The organism is Amycolatopsis sp., assembly GCF_035276945.1.
In the GTDB taxonomy this organism is placed as follows: domain Bacteria; phylum Actinomycetota; class Actinomycetes; order Mycobacteriales; family Pseudonocardiaceae; genus Amycolatopsis_E.
Window position 1 is genome coordinate 74170 of sequence record NZ_DATELF010000152.1, and the last position, 17680, is coordinate 91849.

The 17680-nt window shown below is 70.2% G+C and carries 19 protein-coding genes; 10 read left to right on the forward strand and 9 right to left on the reverse strand.

The window, feature by feature from the left end; translation table 11 throughout:
- Positions 1-10 precede the first annotated feature (10 nt).
- A complete protein-coding gene (locus VJT49_RS26785; protein ID WP_324167686.1) occupies positions 11-2809 on the reverse strand; it encodes a GNAT family N-acetyltransferase in 2799 nt (932 codons plus the stop codon).
- Positions 2810-2815: 6 nt separating this feature from the next.
- A complete protein-coding gene (locus VJT49_RS26790; RefSeq protein WP_324167687.1) occupies positions 2816-3985 on the reverse strand; it encodes an acetoin utilization protein AcuC in 1170 nt (389 codons plus the stop codon).
- Positions 3986-4133: 148 nt separating this feature from the next.
- On the opposite strand from VJT49_RS26790, the gene VJT49_RS26795 reads away from it, so the two are divergent.
- The 3 genes from VJT49_RS26795 to galE all read left to right on the forward strand — a co-directional run bounded on the left by VJT49_RS26795 (position 4134) and on the right by galE (position 7219).
- Positions 4134-4829, forward strand: a complete 696-nt coding sequence (locus VJT49_RS26795) for a metal-dependent transcriptional regulator (RefSeq protein WP_324167688.1) — start codon at positions 4134-4136, stop codon at positions 4827-4829.
- An 84-nt stretch (positions 4830-4913) separates the two neighbouring features.
- Positions 4914-6137 (forward strand): galactokinase, encoded by a 1224-nt coding sequence (galK, locus tag VJT49_RS26800; RefSeq protein ID WP_324167784.1) that lies wholly within the window; start codon positions 4914-4916, stop codon positions 6135-6137.
- 86 nt (positions 6138-6223) lie between these two features.
- Positions 6224-7219: a UDP-glucose 4-epimerase GalE gene (galE, locus tag VJT49_RS26805; RefSeq protein ID WP_324167689.1), complete on the forward strand. Its 996-nt coding sequence runs from the start codon at positions 6224-6226 to the stop codon at positions 7217-7219.
- A gap of 6 nt (positions 7220-7225) precedes the next feature.
- On the opposite strand, the gene VJT49_RS26810 is transcribed toward galE, so the two are convergent.
- Positions 7226-8290: a DUF4192 domain-containing protein gene (locus VJT49_RS26810; protein ID WP_324167690.1), complete on the reverse strand. Its 1065-nt coding sequence runs from the start codon at positions 8288-8290 to the stop codon at positions 7226-7228.
- Positions 8291-8618: 328 nt separating this feature from the next.
- On the opposite strand from VJT49_RS26810, the gene VJT49_RS26815 reads away from it, so the two are divergent.
- The 4 genes from VJT49_RS26815 (at position 8619) to VJT49_RS26830 (ending at position 11137) form a co-directional block, all read left to right on the forward strand.
- Entirely contained in the window at positions 8619-9128 is a 510-nt protein-coding gene (locus tag VJT49_RS26815) for a hypothetical protein (protein WP_324167691.1), read from the forward strand.
- Positions 9129-9132: 4 nt separating this feature from the next.
- Positions 9133-10248, forward strand: coding sequence for a sensor histidine kinase (locus VJT49_RS26820; protein WP_324167692.1), 1116 nt, complete (start codon positions 9133-9135; stop codon positions 10246-10248).
- The gene (locus VJT49_RS26825; protein ID WP_324167693.1) at positions 10218-10892 is read left to right on the forward strand and encodes a response regulator transcription factor; all 675 of its coding nucleotides are present in this window, start codon (positions 10218-10220) and stop codon (positions 10890-10892) included. Before VJT49_RS26820 ends, VJT49_RS26825 begins: the two co-directional genes overlap by 31 nt.
- 119 nt (positions 10893-11011) lie before the next feature.
- A complete protein-coding gene (locus VJT49_RS26830) occupies positions 11012-11137 on the forward strand; it encodes a hypothetical protein (RefSeq protein ID WP_324167694.1) in 126 nt (41 codons plus the stop codon).
- Here VJT49_RS26830 and VJT49_RS26835 read toward each other — a convergent pair.
- Complete coding sequence (locus tag VJT49_RS26835) at positions 11119-11547, reverse strand: CBS domain-containing protein (RefSeq protein ID WP_324167695.1); 429 nt, start codon at positions 11545-11547, stop codon at positions 11119-11121. The two genes, VJT49_RS26830 and VJT49_RS26835, sit on opposite strands and share 19 nt — an antisense overlap.
- 695 nt (positions 11548-12242) lie before the next feature.
- Between VJT49_RS26835 and VJT49_RS26840 the strand changes: the two genes are divergently transcribed.
- Positions 12243-14255, forward strand: a complete 2013-nt coding sequence (locus VJT49_RS26840) for a prolyl oligopeptidase family serine peptidase (protein WP_324167696.1) — start codon at positions 12243-12245, stop codon at positions 14253-14255.
- Here the strand turns inward: VJT49_RS26840 and VJT49_RS26845 are convergent.
- From VJT49_RS26845 to VJT49_RS26855, 3 genes are all read right to left on the reverse strand, one after another.
- The gene (locus VJT49_RS26845) at positions 14244-14999 is read right to left on the reverse strand and encodes an SDR family oxidoreductase (protein ID WP_324167697.1); all 756 of its coding nucleotides are present in this window, start codon (positions 14997-14999) and stop codon (positions 14244-14246) included. The genes VJT49_RS26840 and VJT49_RS26845 overlap by 12 nt on opposite strands.
- Before the next feature lie 141 nt (positions 15000-15140).
- Positions 15141-15503 carry an amidohydrolase family protein gene (locus tag VJT49_RS26850; RefSeq protein WP_324167785.1) on the reverse strand — a complete coding sequence of 121 codons (363 nt, stop codon included), beginning with the start codon at positions 15501-15503 and terminating at the stop codon, positions 15141-15143.
- A gap of 3 nt (positions 15504-15506) precedes the next feature.
- The gene (locus tag VJT49_RS26855; RefSeq protein WP_324167698.1) at positions 15507-15926 is read right to left on the reverse strand and encodes a hypothetical protein; all 420 of its coding nucleotides are present in this window, start codon (positions 15924-15926) and stop codon (positions 15507-15509) included.
- 95 nt (positions 15927-16021) lie between these two features.
- Here VJT49_RS26855 and VJT49_RS26860 point away from each other — a divergent pair, with 95 nt between their 5' ends.
- Entirely contained in the window at positions 16022-16375 is a 354-nt protein-coding gene (locus VJT49_RS26860; protein WP_324167699.1) for a MerR family transcriptional regulator, read from the forward strand.
- Between the two features lie 361 nt (positions 16376-16736).
- Here VJT49_RS26860 and VJT49_RS26865 read toward each other — a convergent pair whose 3' ends face one another.
- Together VJT49_RS26865 and VJT49_RS26870 are read right to left on the reverse strand one after the other, a co-directional pair.
- Entirely contained in the window at positions 16737-17162 is a 426-nt protein-coding gene (locus tag VJT49_RS26865) for a hypothetical protein (protein ID WP_324167700.1), read from the reverse strand.
- On the reverse strand, positions 17159-17293 hold the full coding sequence (locus VJT49_RS26870; RefSeq protein ID WP_324167701.1) for a hypothetical protein: 135 nt from the start codon (positions 17291-17293) through the stop codon (positions 17159-17161). Before VJT49_RS26870 ends, VJT49_RS26865 begins: the two co-directional genes overlap by 4 nt.
- Positions 17294-17299: 6 nt before the next feature.
- On the opposite strand from VJT49_RS26870, the gene VJT49_RS26875 reads away from it, so the two are divergent.
- Positions 17300-17551 carry a hypothetical protein gene (locus VJT49_RS26875; RefSeq protein WP_324167702.1) on the forward strand — a complete coding sequence of 84 codons (252 nt, stop codon included), beginning with the start codon at positions 17300-17302 and terminating at the stop codon, positions 17549-17551.
- Positions 17552-17680 lie beyond the last annotated feature (129 nt).

Genomic DNA, 17680 nt, shown 5'->3' on the forward strand with positions numbered 1-17680 from the left:
AGCGCTCCGGTCAGTCCGCCGGAATGGGCCGCAGGCGGCGGGGGCCGGTATCAGGCCGCGCCGGTGGCGGGCCGAGCACGATACGCGCGTTGGCCACGAAGGCGCCCTCGGGCGAGGCCATCACGGGGTCCAGGGTGAGCGAACGAACCTCGGGGTTGTCCTCGGCGAGCGCGTTGACCCGCAGCACCATGTCCTGCAGGGCGGCCAGGTCGGCGGGCTCGTCACCGCGGTAGCCGGTGAGCAGCGGCGCGCTCTTCGGCTCACGGATCAGCGTCACGGCGTCCACGTCGGTCAGCGGCACCGCCCGGTAGGCGCGGTCGCCGAGGAGCGTGCTCACCAGACCGGACAGGCCGAACGACAAGAGCGTGCCGAACGACGGGTCGTCCTGCAGGCCGATGAAGCACGAAATCCCCTTGGGCGCCATGCGCTGCACGTACACCTCGTCATCGCCGGACACCTCGCGCACATCCCGGTAGCCGCGGCGCACGGCGTCTTCGGACCCGAGGTCGAGCCGGACCCCGGCCAGGTCGGGCCTGCCACGCAGCCGCTCGTCCACGGTCTTCACCGTGACCGGGTAGCCGAGCTCCGCGGCCGCGGCGACCGCACCGTCCTCCGTGGACACCACGCGGAACGGCACCACGTCCACGCCGTAGCAGCCCAGCAACCGGACGGCGTCGTCGTCGGTCAACATGATGTTCTTGTCGCCCTCGTCAAGGATCTCCCGCACGATCTGCTGCGCGCGCTCGGTGTGCACGCCTGCCGGGCGGATGACGTTGCCCTGCGGGCGGTGCCGCCATGCGGCGTACCGCACCACCTTCGCCAGCGCGCTCACGGCCCGCTCCGGGCTCGGATACGACGGGATCGACCCCTGGCCGGGCGCGCCGTCCTTGCCACTCACGGCCAGTTCGGCGGGCACGCCCTCGGCCGCGAGGAAGGTCGAGACGATCGGCTTCCGCAGGTCGAGCTCCTGCACCGCCTCCCGCAGCGCCCGCGCGTACGCGGTGCCCGGAATCGCCAGCGGCGGCACGAAGACCGCCACCAGCGCGTCGGTCTCCGGCGAGTTCAAGGCCTCGCGCACCGCGGCGGCGAACTCGCCGGGCCCGGCCTGCGGACCCACGTCGACCGGGTCGAACGCCAGCCGCAGCCCCTGCGCCCGCGCGGTGTCGGCGGCCAGCAGCCCGATCGCGCTGGAGTTGCCGACGATGCCCACCCGCGGACCGGCGGGCAGCGGCTGGTGCGCGAAGACCAGCGCGGTGTCGAACAGTTGCGCCAGCGTTTCCACCCGCACCACGCCGGCCTGCTCGAACAACGCCTGCACACTGGCCTCGTCGATCTCGGCCGAGGTGGCGGCCAGCTGCGGTCGAACCGCGTGCCTGCCCGACTTCACCGCCACGATCGGTTTCGTGCGGCCCAGCCGCCGCGCCAGCCTCGCGAACTTGCGCGGGTTACCGAAGGATTCCAGGTACAGCAGGACGAGATCGGTGTCCGGGTCGGTCTCCCAGTACTGCAGCAGGTCGTTGCCGGAGACATCCGCCCGGTTGCCGGCCGAGACGAACGTCGACAGGCCGAGGCCGCGCGCCTCGGCGTCGGCCAGGATCGCCGTGCCCAGCGCCCCGGACTGGCAGAAGAACCCGGCCCGGCCGCGGACGGGCAGCCGGGGCGCGAGCGTCGCGTTGAGCCGCACCGACGGGTCGGTGTTGAGCACACCCAGCGCGTTGGGCCCCACCACCCGCATGCCGTGCGCCCGCGCCTCGCCCACCAGCCGCCGCTCGGCGTGCAACCCGTGCGGGCCGGCCTCGGCGAAACCGGCGCTGACGATCAGCAGCGTCTTGACCCCCTTGGCCAGCGCGCCGTCCAGCACCGACTCGACCTGGTCCGCCGGCACGGCCACGACGGCGAGCTCCACCGGATCCGGAATGTCCACAACGGACGGATAAGCGCGGACCCCGTGCACCGAGCGATGCTCGGGGTTGACCGGGTAGACCGGACCGGCGAAGTCCGCCGACAGCAGGTTGGACAGCGCGACATAGCCGACCTTGGTGGGATCGGCGGAGGCGCCGATCACCGCCACCGACCTCGGGTGCAGCAGGTTGTGCACGCTGCGTGCCTCCGCGGCCTGCTCGCGGGCGCGCGCCACGGCCAGGGACTCCTCCGTGGGGTCGATGTCGAACTCCAGGTGGAGCACACCCTCTTCGAGCGCCCGGCTGACCTGGTACCCGGCGTCGCGGAACACCCGCACCATGGCCGCGTTCTCCGCCAGCACCTCGGCCACGAACCGCCGCAACCCGCATTCCGACGCGGCGGCCGCCAGATGCTCGAGCAGGATCGAACCCAGCCCGCGTCCCTGGTGCTGATCGTCGACGACGAACGCGACCTCCGCCGAGGGACCGCCCTCGAGCCGCTCGTAGCGGCCCACGCCGACGATCTCGTCCCCGAGCAGCGCCACGAACGCCACCCGGTCGAAATGGTCGACGACCGAGAACCGTTCCAGGTCGCGCGGCGGGATCCGTGGGTAGGCGCCGAAGTAGCGCAGGTAGCGGGTGCGCTCGGACAGCTTGGCATGGAAGGCGACGAGCCGGTCCGAGTCGCTGGGCACGATGGGTCGCAAGTGGACGGTCCCGCCGTCGGCGAGCACCACGTCGGCTTCCCAGTGACGGGGGTAGTCGAACGCGTCGCGCGGGCCGTGCCTGTCCCGGACCGTGCCCCGTCCGGCAGGCGCGGGCGCGCCGGACGGCGCGCGTGCGGGATCCGGCCGACCATCGCCGGCCCGAGCCGGGTGCCCGGTCACTCTGTCCGAGGCGTCGCTCATGGCCGATCAGTCCCTTGGATCGTCCGGATCCAGGTCGTGCAACGGAAAGACCGCCCGCCGAATTTCCCGGATCGCGTTGTCCACCGGATCGGCATCGCCGTCGCCCCATCGGCGGTAGGCGGTGTCGGCGCCATCGGTCATCTCGGCCGGCAGTTCGGCGTTCGGCGCCGCCTTACGCACCGTGTTCACCCAGTCCGGCGGCAGCGAAGTGGCGGGTTTGACGTCCCGGTCGAGCACGGTGGCCAGCAGATGGGTCCACGACCGCGGTACCACCCGGATCAGCTGGTACCCACCGCCGCCGACGGCGAGCCACTTGCCGCCGGCATGCTTTTCGGCTAGTTCGCGCAGGGTGGCGTAGATCGCGCGGTGGCCGTCCACCGACAGCGAGAGGTCGGCCAGTGGATCCTCCTCGTGCGAGTCGACCCCGCACTGCGTCACCAGGATCTGCGGCCGGAACCCGGCGAGGAGTGACGGCACCACCGCGTTGAAGGCGCGCAGCCAGCCGGCATCCCGGGTCCGCGGGGGCAGCGGGATGTTCACCGCGGTGCCCGCGGCCTCCCCGGTGCCGGTCTCGGCCGAATAACCGGTGCCCGGCCACAGTGTGAACGGATGCTGGTGCAACGAAATCGTCAGCACGCGCGGGTCGGCGTAGAAGGCGGCCTGCACCCCGTCGCCGTGGTGGACGTCGGTGTCGATGTAGGCGACCCGCTCGAAACCATGCTCGAGCAGCCAGGAAATGGCGACCGCGCAATCGTTGTAGACGCAGAAACCGGAAGCCTGGTCGCGCATCGCGTGATGCAGTCCGCCCGCGATGTTCACCGCGCGCCGCACCCGCCCCGAAGCGATTTCGCGCACCGCGAGCAGGGTCGAGCCGACCACGAGCGCGGACGAGTCGTGCATGTCGCTGAACACCGGGTTGTCGGCCGTGCCCAGCCCGTGGCCGACGTCCCAGCCCGCCAGCGGCGCCTGCTTGACCGCGTCCAGGTATTCCTCCGCGTGCACCCGCCGTAGCTCGCTGTCGCTCGCCGGCTCGGGCACCAACAACGGCACCCCGTCGAGCACACCGAGCTCGGTGGCCAGCCGGATGGTCAGCTCCAGGCGCAAGGGGTTGAACGGATGGTCACCGCCGAGGTCATAGCCGAGCAGTGCGCGATCCCAGACGACGGCGGGCTGCATGGACACCGATGGTAGTCGCGCACCGGGACCGATGTGGAACCCCGGAGCGGGGAGCCACGTGAGTCTTCGTGTCGGGACGGCTCCGATCACCTCGGATAACTGTCATGCCCAGCGACTACGATGGATTCCTGCGGACGAAGGGGATATCGTGAACGATCTCATCGACACCACAGAGATGTACTTGAAGACCATCTTCGAGCTCGAAGAAGAGGGTGTCGTGCCGCTGCGTGCGCGGATCGCGGAGCGCCTGCAGCAGAGCGGGCCGACGGTCAGCCAGACGGTGGCCCGTATGGAGCGGGACGGCCTGGTGAAGGTGGCCGACGACCGTCATCTGCAGCTGACCGAGCATGGTCGTGAGCTGGCGACCGCCGTGATGCGCAAGCACCGGCTGGCCGAGCGGCTGCTGCTCGACGTGATCGGGCTGGAGTGGGAGCAGGTGCACACCGAAGCCTGCCACTGGGAGCACGTGATGAGCGAGGCGGTGGAACGCAAGCTCGTCAAGCTGCTCGACCACCCGACCACCTCGCCCTACGGCAACCCCATCCCCGGCTTGGACAAGCTCGGCGAAGGCGACCTGCCCGCCCCGCCCGCCGAGGCCGACCTGATCCGCCTCGACGAGTTCGCCCGCGCTGGTGGTGGCAGCGTCCAGGTCCGCCGTATCGCCGAGCACGTCCAGCTCGACGAGAAGCTGATGGTGGACCTCAAGGCCGCCGGGGTGGTGCCCGGGGGGGCCGTGAAGGTGGGCAGGGCGACCGGTGGCGGTACGGTCGACGTGACCGGCGACGGGTCCACCCTGCAGGTGCCGATGTCGGTCCTGCACGCGGTGCTGGCACAGGCCAGGTGAGCACGGCAGCGGCAACCTCGACGGTGGTGGGAGCGGGCGCTCCCGGCAGGGAGTGGTGAGGGTTTGAACGACAAGCAGAGCCCGCTGGGCCCGGCCGCGTCCGCACCGCACGCGGGAGCCTCGCCCGCGAAACCGGCCTTCGCAGCCGCCGAGGCATTCCGGTCCGTGCATGGCCGTTCGCCGGCCGGTGTCTGGTCGGCGCCGGGCCGCGTGAACCTGATCGGCGAGCACACCGACTACAACGACGGCTTCGTCCTCCCGTTCGCCCTTCCACACCGCTTGGCCGCCGCGGCCGCACCTCGTGACGACGACCTGCTGACGGTCGCCACGCTGGGCTCGGACGGCCGCCTCCAGGAAGCCGAGCCCGTCCGGATCCCCGACCTGCACCCCGGCGCGATCGAGGGATGGGCGGCGTATCCGGCCGGGGTGGCCTGGGTGCTGCGTGACCACGGCGTCAGCGGTGGCGCCGACCTGGTGCTGGCCGGTGACGTTCCCACCGGCGCGGGCCTGTCCTCCTCTCACGCGCTCGAGTGCGCTGTTGCCTTGGCCCTGCTGGGCCTGGCCGGACTGGAACTGGACGATCCCGCTGGGCGGACCCAGGACAGGACCGAGATCGCCCGCTGGGTGCAGCGCGTCGAGAACGACTTCGTCGGTGCGCCCACGGGACTGCTGGACCAGACCGCCTCCCTGCGGTGCACCGAGTCGCACGTGCTCTTTCTCGACGTCCGGTCCGGCGAGGCCGAGCAGGTCCCGTTCGACACCGCCGCGGTGGGCCTGCGAATCCTGGTCATCGACACGCGCACCAAGCACTCCCACAGCGAGTCGGGCTACGGCGAGCGACGCCGCGGCACCGAGCGCGCCGCCGACATCCTCGGGCTGAAAGCGCTGCGAGACGTCCCGCTCGCCGACCTCGACGAGGCGTTGAGTCGGCTCCCCGCCGAGCTGCGGCCGCTGGCGCGCCATGTGGTCACGGAGAACCAACGGGTGCTCGACGTGGTGCAGTTGCTGCGCGCCGGGCGGCTCGCCGAGATCGCCCCGCTACTGGACGGCTCACACACGAGCCTTCGCGACGACTACCGGGTCTCGACCGCGGAACTCGACCTGGCCGTGGAGACCGCCAGGGAGGCCGGTGCGCTCGGCGCCCGGATGACCGGTGGCGGGTTCGGCGGTTCCGCCATCGCGTTGGTGCCCGAGTCCGCTGTGGACACCGTCGACGAGGCCGTCACCGCGGCCTACGAGCGGGCAGGCTGGCGGGCGCCACGGACCTTCGTGGCCGTGCCCTCGCCCGGCGCGGGGCGTGACGTCTGATCCTGCGCGGGGCCGCACAGGACCGTGGTCCACAATCGCGAACGCCACCACCTCCTTCCGTCAATGAGAAAGGCGTCGACGACATCATGCCTACCAGCTCCGGAAAAGCCCTCAAACTGATCGTCACCGGCGGCGCCGGCTATGTCGGCAGTGTCTGCGCGGCACGGCTGCTGGAAGCCGGGCACGAGGTCGTCGTGGTGGACGACCTGTCGACCGGCCACGCCGACGCGGTCCCCGAGGGTGCCCGCCTCGTCGAAGGCGACGCCGCTGACGCCACCGCGGCGACCCTGCGCAAGGGCGCTTTCGACGGTGTGCTGCACTTCGCGGCGAAGTCCCTGGTCGGCGAGTCGATGCAGGACCCCGGAAAGTACTGGCGCGGCAACGTGTTCACCGCGATCCGGTTGCTGGACGCGATGCGCGAGCACGGCGCTCCCCGGCTGGTCTTCTCGTCGACCGCGGCCACCTACGGCGAGCCGGAGAAGTCCCCGATCCCGGAGACCGCCCCGACCCGGCCCACCAACACCTACGGCGCCACCAAGCTGGCAATCGACCACGCCATCACCAGCTACGCCAATGCCCACGGGCTGGCCGCGGTGAGCCTGCGGTACTTCAACGTCGCGGGTGCCTACGGGCGTTATGGGGAACGGCACGCCACTGAAACCCACCTCATTCCGATCGTGTTGCAAGTGGCCACGGGCGACCGCGCCCAGGTACAGATCTACGGCGACGACTACCCCACCGAGGACCGCACCGCGATCCGGGACTACATCCACGTCACCGATCTCGCCGACGCCCACCTCCTGGCGCTGGGCCGGGCCAAGCCCGGCGAGCACCTCATCTACAACCTGGGCAATGGAACCGGATTCTCCGTCCGGCAGGTGATCGAGACCTGTCGCGAGGTCACCGGCCACGCCATTCCCGCCGTGGTGGCACCGCGCCGTGCCGGGGATCCGGCGATCTTGGTCGCCGCCAGCGACAAGGCCAGGGAAGAACTCGGCTGGAAGCCCGAGCGTGCCGACCTGCACGGCATCGTGACCGACGCCTGGCGGTTCACCCGGGAGCTGACGGCACGGCAGCCCTGACCCCGCTCAGGTGGGTGGGCCGAACAGTTTCCCCAGATCCCCGGGATGATGGAGACGGGAAAGCCGGTCGGGCGGCAAGGCCAGCTCGAGGCAGAGCATGAGTAACTCGGCGAGCGTGTGCGCGGGGCAGGCGGCCAACGCGTTTTCCAGAGCCGCACGAGCGAGCACACCATCGCCCCTGACGTAGGCAGAATGACCGAGCAGCGCGGCCGGTTCGGCGCGTTCCGGCGCGGGCAGACCCCGGACCAGCGCCAGCCACAGCGCCTCGGCCCGCATGCTTCGCTCGCTGCCGGCCGGCAGGGCCGCCGCCAGGCATGTGTCGCGGACCGGGCCCTCGAACAGCGCGAGCCCAAGGCGCACCATCTGCTCGTCCGAAAGCTTCGGAGGGCCATACCGGGCCTGGTCGAGGGCCATCCGCAACTCTTGGAAGGATTCGGCGCATCCGGGGTCGCGAACGACACGAGCGGCAAGCGTGTCCATCTCGGCCTCCAGGAGCCGCTCCCGCCGGGCCAGGGCGGCCGGGTCATCGGGATCGAGCTGCCCTTCCAGCGCCGCACGGCTCTCGAAGGTCACGAATCCCATACTGGCCGCCGCCGCGGCCACCTGGGACGACGAGTTGTCCGGAACGACTCCCGCTCGTCCCGGCTCGCCATAGGATGCCCAGGGCGCACCGGCCTGGATCTCCGGCGTCCACAATGCACGGTCGACCGGTCTTCCCCGCCTTCGGAGGGCGGCGCCAAGTCCGCTTACGAATTCTTCGTACGGCAGGCATCCGGGACCGGGCGGATCGCCGGGACCGCGGCCGACGATCACGATCACGACCGCCCTGCCGGAATGCTGGGCGAAAACAGCCGCCAGCCGCTCGGCCGCGCCTTCTTCCCCGGGGCAGGAAGGAAGATCGGCCCGCAGCACCGGGTCGATCCGCTGCCCGCTGGCTCCGCCGAGGCCGAGCACGACGACCGAATCCGCGGGCCGGAACCCGAGCAGATGGGGAACCGCGGCGATCAACTGGGCCGGGTCCGAAACGCGGACCAGCATCCCGCTGTCCGGCCGGGCACTCGTGGTGGTCATGCTTGCTCCTTCGCGAGTTGGGAAACAGTGGCCGCCTTGCCTGGCGCGGCTTGGCGGAAGGGGTGTCTGCCACCAGCGTGCGGGAGACGATGGCCGCGTGGGGGGAAGAATCCGAAAACTGTGGACAACCCGGGCCACTGTGGACAAATCGGCCTTTTGGATCTTCGCGACCCGTTTTCCGTCGGAGACCTCCGCTAGGATGCCCGGTTTCTCCACCCGCGGGTGGAGAAACCGATCCACCCGGGAGCCATCCACGCGCCGACGCGCGAGCGGGCCCCACCGGACGATCCTGACCCCGTCAGGGACGTCCACTTCAGGAGCGAACTCGATGTCAGGCAACGAAATCCTGCTCTATCTCGCGATCGCCGCGCTGGTGGTCTGGCGGGTGGTCATCCGGCAGTTGCGGGGCAGCACGCTGACCGTGCGGGGCCTGGCGCTGATCCCGGGCATACTCGTCGTTCTCGGCGTCGCCAACTGCGTACACGCGCTGCCCGGCGCGTCCGGCGGAGAGCTCGCCTTCCTGGGCGTCGACCTGGTACTGCTGGTCGCCTTCGGCGCAGCCCGGTCCGCCAGCACCAGCCTGACCAGCCGCGACGGCTACGCCTTCCAGAAGGGCACAACCCTCACCCTGTTCCTGTGGCTGGCCACTGTCGCGACTCGCGTGGGTTTGAGCATGCTCGGTGTCCGGCTCAACGTGGCGGGCGCGCTGACTTCGGCTTCGCTCCTGCTGTCCATCGGGCTGAGCATCGGGACACAGAACGCCCTCATCTACGCCCGGGCTCGCCGGCTCGGGTTCCGCATCGCCACCACCCCGCGCGCGCCCGCCGTGCGACCCTGACTCCATGACCTACGAGGTTCGCCGGCACCGCTTTTCGCTCGGCCTGGACTCGCTGCGCTGGATATTCGTGGCGGTGCCGCTGGCCAGCATGGTGCCCAGGCTGACCGCGATGACCTGGCCGCTGGAGGTGCTGGCGCTGGCCGGGTCGGTCCCGATGCTGTGGCTGCCCGCCAGGCCTCGCTGGACCCTGCCCGCCGGGCTCCTCATCCTGGAGGTTTCAGGCTGCGCGCTGTCGGTGCTCATACCGCGCGGCCTTGCCTCGGTGATCGTCTTCACGGCCACGTTCTACGCCGTACGATTCCTGTCCCGCACACAGGCCGTCGTCGCGGCGTCGGTGGTGGTATCGACGTTCGTGGCGCAGTTCCTCCGCTCCGAGGAACCGCTGACTTCAAGCCTGCTCAACCTCGCACTCCTGGCCGCGGTCGTGCTGCTCGGCATCAGCCGGCGGGATCGCCTGGCCCGGATCGAACAGACCGAGCTGGCACTGGCCCGAGCGCAGGCGGCTGTCGAGGAACGCGCCGTCGCCGCCGCGCTGGCCGAGCGCGCGCGAATCGCCCGCGAACTCCACGACGTGCTGGCTCACTCGCTGTCGGGTCTCGCGCTGAACCTGCAGGGCGCGCGGCTGATGCTGATGCGCGACGGCGCCGGCGAAGAGGTGATCGCGCAGATCGAACGGGCGCGGCGCCTGGCCGCCGACGGGCTCGCGGAAGCGCGCAAGGCGGTCGCCGCGCTGCGCGACGATCCGGTGTTCCTCGACCGCGCCATCGCGGACCAGCTGGCCGCATACCGGCTGGATACCGGCGCACGAGCCGAACTGGCCGTGCTGGGCGAGTCGCGGGAGATCGGCGTCGCGACCGGTTCGGCGGTGCTCCGGACGGTCCAGGAAGCATTGACCAACACACGGAAACACGCGCCGGACTCGGCCGTGGACGTCACGCTCTCGTTCGTCCCCGGCCTGCTCGAGGTGACCGTGCTCGATCATCAGGCCCGGCCGCCCAAGGACGGACCGCCGGGCTACGGTTTGAAGGGCATGCGTGAGCGGGCCGAACTGCTCGGCGGCCGGCTCACGACGGGTCCGGGGGAGGATGGATGGCGGGTTCAGCTGACGGTTCCGGCGTGAAGCTGCGGGTGGTGCTCGCCGACGATCAGGCGGTGGTCCGGGAAGGCCTGGTCACCCTGCTCGGCTTGTTACCGGGCATCGAAGTGGCCGGCGCGGCCGCGGACGGCGCCGAGGCGGTCGCCTTGGTGGCCGAGCACCGGCCGGACGTGCTGCTGGTCGACCTGCGGATGCCCCACTGCGACGGGGTCGAGGCCACCAGGCGCGTTCGCGCCGAGCATCCCGACACCGAGGTCGTGGTGCTCACCACGTACGCCGACGACGAGTCGCTCCTCAGCGCACTCCAGGCCGGCGCGCGGGGCTTCCTCACCAAGGACGCCGACGCGGACACCATCGTGCGTGCCCTGCGCTCCGCCGCGAGTGGACTGTCCACTGTGGATAGCGAGCTGCAGCGGCGGCTGGTGGCGGCGGCGAGCCGGTCCCGCGCTCCGGCACCGCCGCGGGAGATCGAGGGGCTCACCGCCCGCGAGGTCGACGTGCTGCGGCTGATCGCGGAAGGGCTGTCCAACACGGAGATCGCCCGCGAGCTGGTGGTCAGCGAAGCCACGGTGAAGACCCACGTTAACCATCTGTTCGCCAAGGCCGGGCTACGGGACCGGGCCCAGGCCGTCGCGTTCGCCTACCGCACCGGCCTGGTCACCCATTAGGACTGAACTGCCCGCGCCCATAGACAAGCCCCCGCGCCGGTCCCCGCCGAGGCCGAAGCGGACTTGGCCAGGCAGCACTACGTCGCCCCCCGCGCACAGGGCATCGCCGAGCGGGCGGGATGCGGGGCCAGCGGCCGGGTACCCGCTACGACTCGCTGCAGACGTCCGGCGTCCCACGCGAGGAGGCCCGGGACCGGATCCACGACGAGATCGACCGCCGGGAACGTCAGCCGCGCGAGATGTAGGCCTGCAACTGCTCCTGGTGGGCCTCCAACTCCTCCATCCGGGTCTTCACCACGTCACCGATGCTGACGATGCCGGCCAGCTGCCCGCCGTCGAGCACCGGGATATGCCGCACGCGGCGCTGGGTCATCAGGACGCTGAGGTCGTCGACGGAGTCACGCGGGGTGCAGGTCGCGACCACGGTCGTCATGATCTCCGAGACCCGCCGCGTGAGCAGGCCCGCGCCGCGCTCGTGGAGCTTCCGGACGACGTCGCGCTCCGAAACGATGCCCGCCAGCCCGTCCGGCCCGACCACCACCATCGCGCCGATGTTGTGCTCGGCGAGCCCGGCGAGCAGTTCGGTGACCGTCGTCTCCGGGGTGACCGTCGCCACCGCCGAGCCCTTGTTCCGCAACACGTCCGCGATCCGCATCGATGCCTCCGGTGCTAGTGATCCAGTTCACATCAGGTTAGGGCCAACCGCGCCTCGGCGAAAGTCGCAGCCCGGGCGAAAGGTACTCCCCACTCGCTGCGCTCAGGTCGCTGAACCGGTTCCCGCCAGAAAAGCGGTCCGCAACCGGTGTAGACCCGGCTTGGCGACCTCGAGCGGAATGGCGTCGTGGCCGAACATCAGACCCCGATCGGATCCCGCCGCTGGGTGAAGTCGCCGAGCGAGCACAGCCACCCCCGCCCGCCGGGGCGGCACGCACGAGCGGCCCGGTGACTCCCCGGCTGCAAGCGCTTACGTCCAGCCGGGCCGAGGACGGCGCCAAGGTCGGCAGGTCCCGCCGCAGAATCCGGATCACCGCCTCCCGCCGGCCAGGTACGCGCGGCGCATCTTCCGCACGTGCCGGGCGAATCCACCCTCCGTTGTGAACCGCACGAGTGCCGCCTGTTCGACGCTCGCCGAATTCAGGTCGGTGAGGCTCCAGAGCCGGGCGCGAACCCGGTGGCGCGACCCGGAAACCGAGCCACGGGGCGGGCAGCACCTCCGAGAACGATCCAATGTAGAGCGCGCGGCCTGCCCCTCGCCGCGGCGCGGCGCGGCGGCACCGCGTCCGAATGGACAGGTTCCTCACCCTGCCCGGCCGGGCACCGAACGCGCCGTGACCTGGCAGACTGGCGGGCATGGCAGACGAAGACCCGTACCTGTGGCTCGAGGACGTCACCGGCGAAACGGCACTCGACTGGGTCCGCGCCCGCAACGCCGCGACCGTCGACGAGCTCACCCGGGGTGAGCGGTTCGAGGAACTGCGCGCGCAAATGCTGGACGCGCTCGACGCCGACGACCGCATCCCCTACATCCGCAGGCGCGGCGAGTACTTCTACAACTTCTGGCAGGATGCCACGCATCCCCGCGGTCTCTGGCGCCGAACCACGCTGGCGGAGTACCGCAAGGATCGGCCCGAGTGGGAAATCCTGCTCGACGTGGACGCGCTCGCCGAAGCCGAGGGCGAGAACTGGGTCTGGCAGGGCGCCGTGGTGCTGCGGCCGGACTACCGCCTCGGCCTCGTCGAGCTGTCGCGCGGCGGGGCGGACGCGAGCGTGATCCGCGAATTCGACCTAAACCGGCGTGCCTTCGTCGAGGACGGTTTCCAGCTACCCGAGGCCAAGAGCCGGGTCAGCTGGATCGACCGCGACCGGATCTTCGTCGGCACGGACTTCGGGGAAGGGTCGCTGACCAGCTCGGGCTACCCGAGGGTGATCAAGGAATGGCGGCGCGGTACCCCGTTGCCGGAGGCCACCACGGTGTTCGAGGCCAAGCCCGACGACGTGTCGGCGTTCGGTTACCACGACCCGACGCCGGGCTACGAACGTGACTTCGTGGGCCGCTCGATGGACTTCTACCGCTCGGAGAAGTTCCTCCGCACCCCCGGCCGGCTGGTGCCCATCGACGTGCCCGAAGACGCCCCGACATCGGTCTACCGCGACTGGATGCTCATCCGCACCCGCTCACCATGGGAGGTGGCCGGGGTCGTGTACGCGCCCGGCACCCTGCTCGCCGCGAAGTTCGACGCCTACCTCGCCGGCGAGCGTGAGCTGACCGTGCTGTTCGAGCCGGACCCGCACACGTCGCTGGATTCCTACGACTGGACCCATGACCACCTGCTGCTGACCACGCTGTCCGACGTGCGCACCGAGCTGCGCGTGCTCACCCCGGGCGAAGACGGCTGGCACTCCGAACCTTTGGCCGGCGTGCCCACGCTGAGCACCGGGCAGGTCCTGGACACCGACCCGGACACCAGCAACGAGTACCTGCTCGACACGAGCGGCTTCACCGAGCCGGCCACGCTCATCTACGGCCACGTCGGGGACGGTACGGAAGTCCTCAGACAGGCGCCCGCCCGGTTCGACAGCGAAGGCATGTCGGTCGACCAGTTCTTCGCGACCTCGACTGACGGCACGAAGATCCCGTACTTCGTGGTCCGGCCGCGTGATCCGCAAGGACCGACCCTGCTCACCGGCTACGGCGGGTTCGAGGTGTCCCGGCTGCCCGCCTACAGCAGCGTGATCGGGCGGGGCTGGCTCGCCCGTGGCGGCACCTACGTGGTCGCGAACATCCGTGGCGGCGGTGAATACGGCCCGAGCTGGCACACCCAGGCGATCAAGGAGAACCGGCACCTCGTGTTCGACGACTTCGCCGCGGTCGCGGCGGACCTCGTCGAGCGCGGGATCACGACCGCCGGCCGGCTCGGCATCCAGGGCGGCAGCAACGGCGGCCTGCTGATGGGTGTCATGCTCACCCGCTGTCCCGAGCTGTTCGGCGCCGTGGTCAGCCAGGTCCCGCTGCTGGACATGCGCCGCTACCACCTGCTGCTGGCCGGCGCGTCATGGATGGCCGAGTACGGCGACCCCGACGATCCCACGGAGTGGGCCTACCTTTCGAAGTACTCCCCGTACCATAACGTCCATAGTGGACGCCCATATCCACCCTCGCTGTTCCTCACCTCGACCCGGGACGACCGGGTCCATCCCGGGCACGCGCGCAAGATGGTGGCCAGAATGCTCGAACAGGGCTACGACGTGCGCTACCACGAGAACATCGAAGGCGGGCACGGCGCGGCCGCCGACAACGAGCAGATCGCCTACAAGTGGGCGCTGGTGTTCGAGTTCCTCTGGCGTACGCTTTCACGGCCTTGACCTCCGGAGGAACTCCTCGAAGGTGATCCTTCCGACGGCGTGGTCCGGCGCGAGATGGCCTCCGCGCCGGTAACCACGACCGGTCTTGCCCGGAAGCCAGAGCGGCACGACGCGACGGCGCCGGCCCACGGCCCGCAGATACGTGCGCGCCAGATCAACAGCCTCGCGTACCTCGGGGCCGCCGATGTCGGAAACCCGTCCCCGGGGCTCGTCCACAGCCAGTTCGGCAAGCCGCTCGGCCACCTCACCCACGTCGATCGGCTGGAAGCGGACCTTCGCGAGCGTGAACGTGACCGGCAGCCGGCGCTGCACGCGCGACATAGCCGCGATCAGGTCGTGGAACTGGGTGGCGCGCAGGATCGTCCACGGCAACCCCGACGCCTCGACGACGCGCTCGGCCGAGAGCTTGGCCCGGTAGTAGAAGAGCGGCACCTGGTCGACGCCCACGATCGAGATGTACACCAGTCGCGGCGAACCGGCCCGCCGTGCGGCCGCGACAAGCTTCCTGGTCGCCTCGACGTCGCCCCGGCCCAAGGTCGTCGCGGCGTGGACGATGACGTCCACCCCGGCCACGGCCTGGTCGATCCCGGCTCCACTACGAAGGTTGCCCGTGCACCAGCCATAGGGTGTTCCCGTGGGCGCGGGACGGCGACTGAGCACGCGCACACGCTGTCCTGTGGCCAAAAGCCGCTCCGCCACGACACGGCCGAGCGTTCCGGTCCCACCGGTTACGAGAATGTTCATGGTCCCAGGACGAGGCAGCCCAGCCAGATGTGACGACGACACACACCCATCAGCATGTGCTCGCTCGTCGCGGGGCCAGTTTCGCAGGCCCCGCGACGAGATATCCGAGGCCTCAACGTTGTGTCGAAGCTGTGCGTGCGGTCAGAGATCGAGCAGCTCCGCCAGCGTGCCGCCGAGGACGCGATCCCGCAACGCACCTGGCCGAGTCACGCGCTCGACGGTGGTGCGGGCGAGCACCGGGTCGCCATAGGGGGCGTCGGAACCGAAGAGTGTGCGGTCGGGTACCTCGTTGATGGCCAGTCGCACCGCGAAGATGATGTTCGCTGTCGACAGCTCCAGGTAGAGGTTCGGGGTTTCCGGGGCCAGCTCGATAGCCGTCAACCAGTTCAGTCCGCCGAGTTGACTGATCACCAGCGGAACCCTCGGATGACGGCGCGCGAGACCGGCCAGCGTCGCCAAGTCGCCCACCGTGGTAGGCGCGAACCCGTGCACGACGACCGGCAGCCCTCAGTGATCGGCGGCTGCTCGCAGAACCGGCTCGATCTGGCCGGCCCCATCCGGTGACGGTGTGAGCTCCCCGATGCCCCGAAAGCCCCGGCCGACGACCTCCCGCTCGATGTCCGCCGCGATCTGCGGTGCCGGGAGGTCCAGGCGAACCTTGCCGAAGCCGATGAAACGATCCGGGTATGCCGCGCACGCCGAGTCGAGTTCCTGCCATGCGGTGCGGTAGTCGCCCGGTCCGTTGGACCGTCCGCTGATCGTCTCGTCCAGCACGCTCATCTCACGCCGGAACGAGGCCAGATCGGTGGCCCGCTCAGGATGCGGCCGGGTGCCGAAGAGCACGGCGCGATCGACTCCGGCGTCGTCCAGCAGGGCGATGTGGCTGTGCACGGGATCGTGGACATGGCTGTGCGCGTCGATGATCAACGAATTTTCCTGGTGATGGCCGATGGCGGCGGGCGGCCGCTGGCCCCAGTGTTGAACGTTGACACCGTGGCAAGGTCAAGCTCAACGGAGGGGCGATGTTGATCGGGCAGTTGGCCAAACTCACCGGGACAAGCGAGCGGCTACTCCGCTACTACGAACGCGCCGGGCTGCTGGCCTCAAGCCGCCAATCCAACGGATACCGCGACTACGACGATGCCGCGGCGCAGACGGTCAGGCAGATCCGCGCGCTGCTGGCGGCCGGACTGTCGACCAACCTGATCCGGCAAGTACTGCCCTGTGCCGTCGCGGATGGCTCGCTGCGCCCGTGTCCAGGCGTGCTGGAGAAGCTACGCACCCAGCTCGCCCGCCTCGATCAGCGTTCGGACGAGTTGACGCGTGCCCGCCAGACCTTACGACAGGCCATCACGGTAGCCGAACAAGCCGAGTAGCCAAGGCCAGCGTGACAGCGCATGTGTTGCGTTGAACGCAACGGCCAGCTCGCCCAGACACGGCAGACAGGGTGTCGACACAATGTGATCACGCCGTCCAACTTCACCTATGCGTCGCCAACCGGCATCGATCCGTTACCGCCACCGAACGACGAAAACGCCTGTTCATGCCGCATAGCGCGCGGTCGGTGACCCACGTTTCCGCACAACCCCCCGTCTTCTGGACGCCTCACCAGTTAGGCATGCTCACCCGTACGTGCTTGGGCATATTCGCGCGTGCGCCGACAGCGAGGCGATCTCGTCTTGCCAGACCTGTTGGAGGCGGGCGCATTCGCGCCGGTAGCAGTCGTGTCGGCCGTGCTCATCGTGGATGGGTGACGCCACGATCGGTCACCGCGATTCCGGCCAGGTCCCCAGCCTGCAGACGGGGAATCCAGCGGTGGCAGGCGGTCGGGGTGCCATGGCGGGCGATGAGCCGGCCGTGACCGAGACCGCTGGCGTCGCGCAGGTCGAGGTCGCGGTAGCCGCACACGAACTGCACGAACAGCTGGCACAGCGGATCCTGGCCGGTGGTGTCGAGGTGACCCTGCTCGGCGAGCGCCGCACGGATGGCAAGGAGCCGGCGGCTGCGTTTGGCTGCCGGCGGCAGGCCGGAGCCGACCGGATGCGCGCTCAACGCCGTGTCCAGGGCCACGGCGAGCTCGTGCAACCGTGGCCAGTCCAGAGACCGGGTGGGATCGAGGACGGACCGCAACGGGTCGAGCCAGGTGGTGATCGCCTCGCTCACTGTGCCTCCCCGTGGACCCGGGCGGGGCAGCCGTAGGCCAGGGCGTGGGCGGGGATGTCGCGGGTGACCACCGAGCCGGCGCCGACCAGGGCGTGCTGCCGCTTTTGGTGGCGGCGCGGCGGCCGCAGCATGACGGTGTGAGCACGTCAACCGTCCATTCAGGACTGAGCCGGTTGCTGGCACTACTTCGTGATTTCCTTACCCAGCAAACCGAACTGACCGAGCGACGGCTACTGCTGGACCGGCCGCGGGAAGAGGAGTTCCTGCACTGGGGCCAGGACGGCCGCATCCACGGGCATCTCCTGCCCCCGCCCGGTCGCCGTCGCCTGGGCACCACCCGGTCCGGCTGGTGCCCAGGCCTGCGCGCATGCCAAGGAGACCGAACATAAGCCACACCGAGGGGAACTCGTGGGTCGCGAAAGCCCGACTCGCCTGTCGCGAAAGCCGGACTCGCGGGTCGTCCCGGCCGCACCAGCACGTTCGGGGACAGTTCCGCGTAGTCGAGGCTCGTGGTCGAA

Excerpts from the sequence above, each read along its gene's own strand:
- VJT49_RS26835 (WP_324167695.1), bottom strand. The coding sequence starts at position 11,547 with ATGCGGATCGCGGACGTGTTGCGGAACAAGGGCTCGGCGGTGGCGACG.
- VJT49_RS26820 (WP_324167692.1), top strand. The coding sequence starts at position 9,133 with ATGACCTACGAGGTTCGCCGGCACCGCTTTTCGCTCGGCCTGGACTCG.
- VJT49_RS26825 (WP_324167693.1), top strand. The coding sequence starts at position 10,218 with ATGGCGGGTTCAGCTGACGGTTCCGGCGTGAAGCTGCGGGTGGTGCTC.
- VJT49_RS26785 (WP_324167686.1), bottom strand. The coding sequence starts at position 2,809 with ATGAGCGACGCCTCGGACAGAGTGACCGGGCACCCGGCTCGGGCCGGC.
- VJT49_RS26790 (WP_324167687.1), bottom strand. The coding sequence starts at position 3,985 with ATGCAGCCCGCCGTCGTCTGGGATCGCGCACTGCTCGGCTATGACCTC.
- VJT49_RS26830 (WP_324167694.1), top strand. The coding sequence starts at position 11,012 with ATGCGGGGCCAGCGGCCGGGTACCCGCTACGACTCGCTGCAGACGTCC.
- VJT49_RS26815 (WP_324167691.1), top strand. The coding sequence starts at position 8,619 with ATGTCAGGCAACGAAATCCTGCTCTATCTCGCGATCGCCGCGCTGGTG.
- galE (WP_324167689.1), top strand. The coding sequence starts at position 6,224 with ATGCCTACCAGCTCCGGAAAAGCCCTCAAACTGATCGTCACCGGCGGC.
- VJT49_RS26810 (WP_324167690.1), bottom strand. The coding sequence starts at position 8,290 with ATGACCACCACGAGTGCCCGGCCGGACAGCGGGATGCTGGTCCGCGTT.
- VJT49_RS26870 (WP_324167701.1), bottom strand. The coding sequence starts at position 17,293 with ATGCTGCGGCCGCCGCGCCGCCACCAAAAGCGGCAGCACGCCCTGGTC.
- VJT49_RS26860 (WP_324167699.1), top strand. The coding sequence starts at position 16,022 with ATGTTGATCGGGCAGTTGGCCAAACTCACCGGGACAAGCGAGCGGCTA.
- VJT49_RS26845 (WP_324167697.1), bottom strand. The coding sequence starts at position 14,999 with ATGAACATTCTCGTAACCGGTGGGACCGGAACGCTCGGCCGTGTCGTG.
- VJT49_RS26840 (WP_324167696.1), top strand. The coding sequence starts at position 12,243 with ATGGCAGACGAAGACCCGTACCTGTGGCTCGAGGACGTCACCGGCGAA.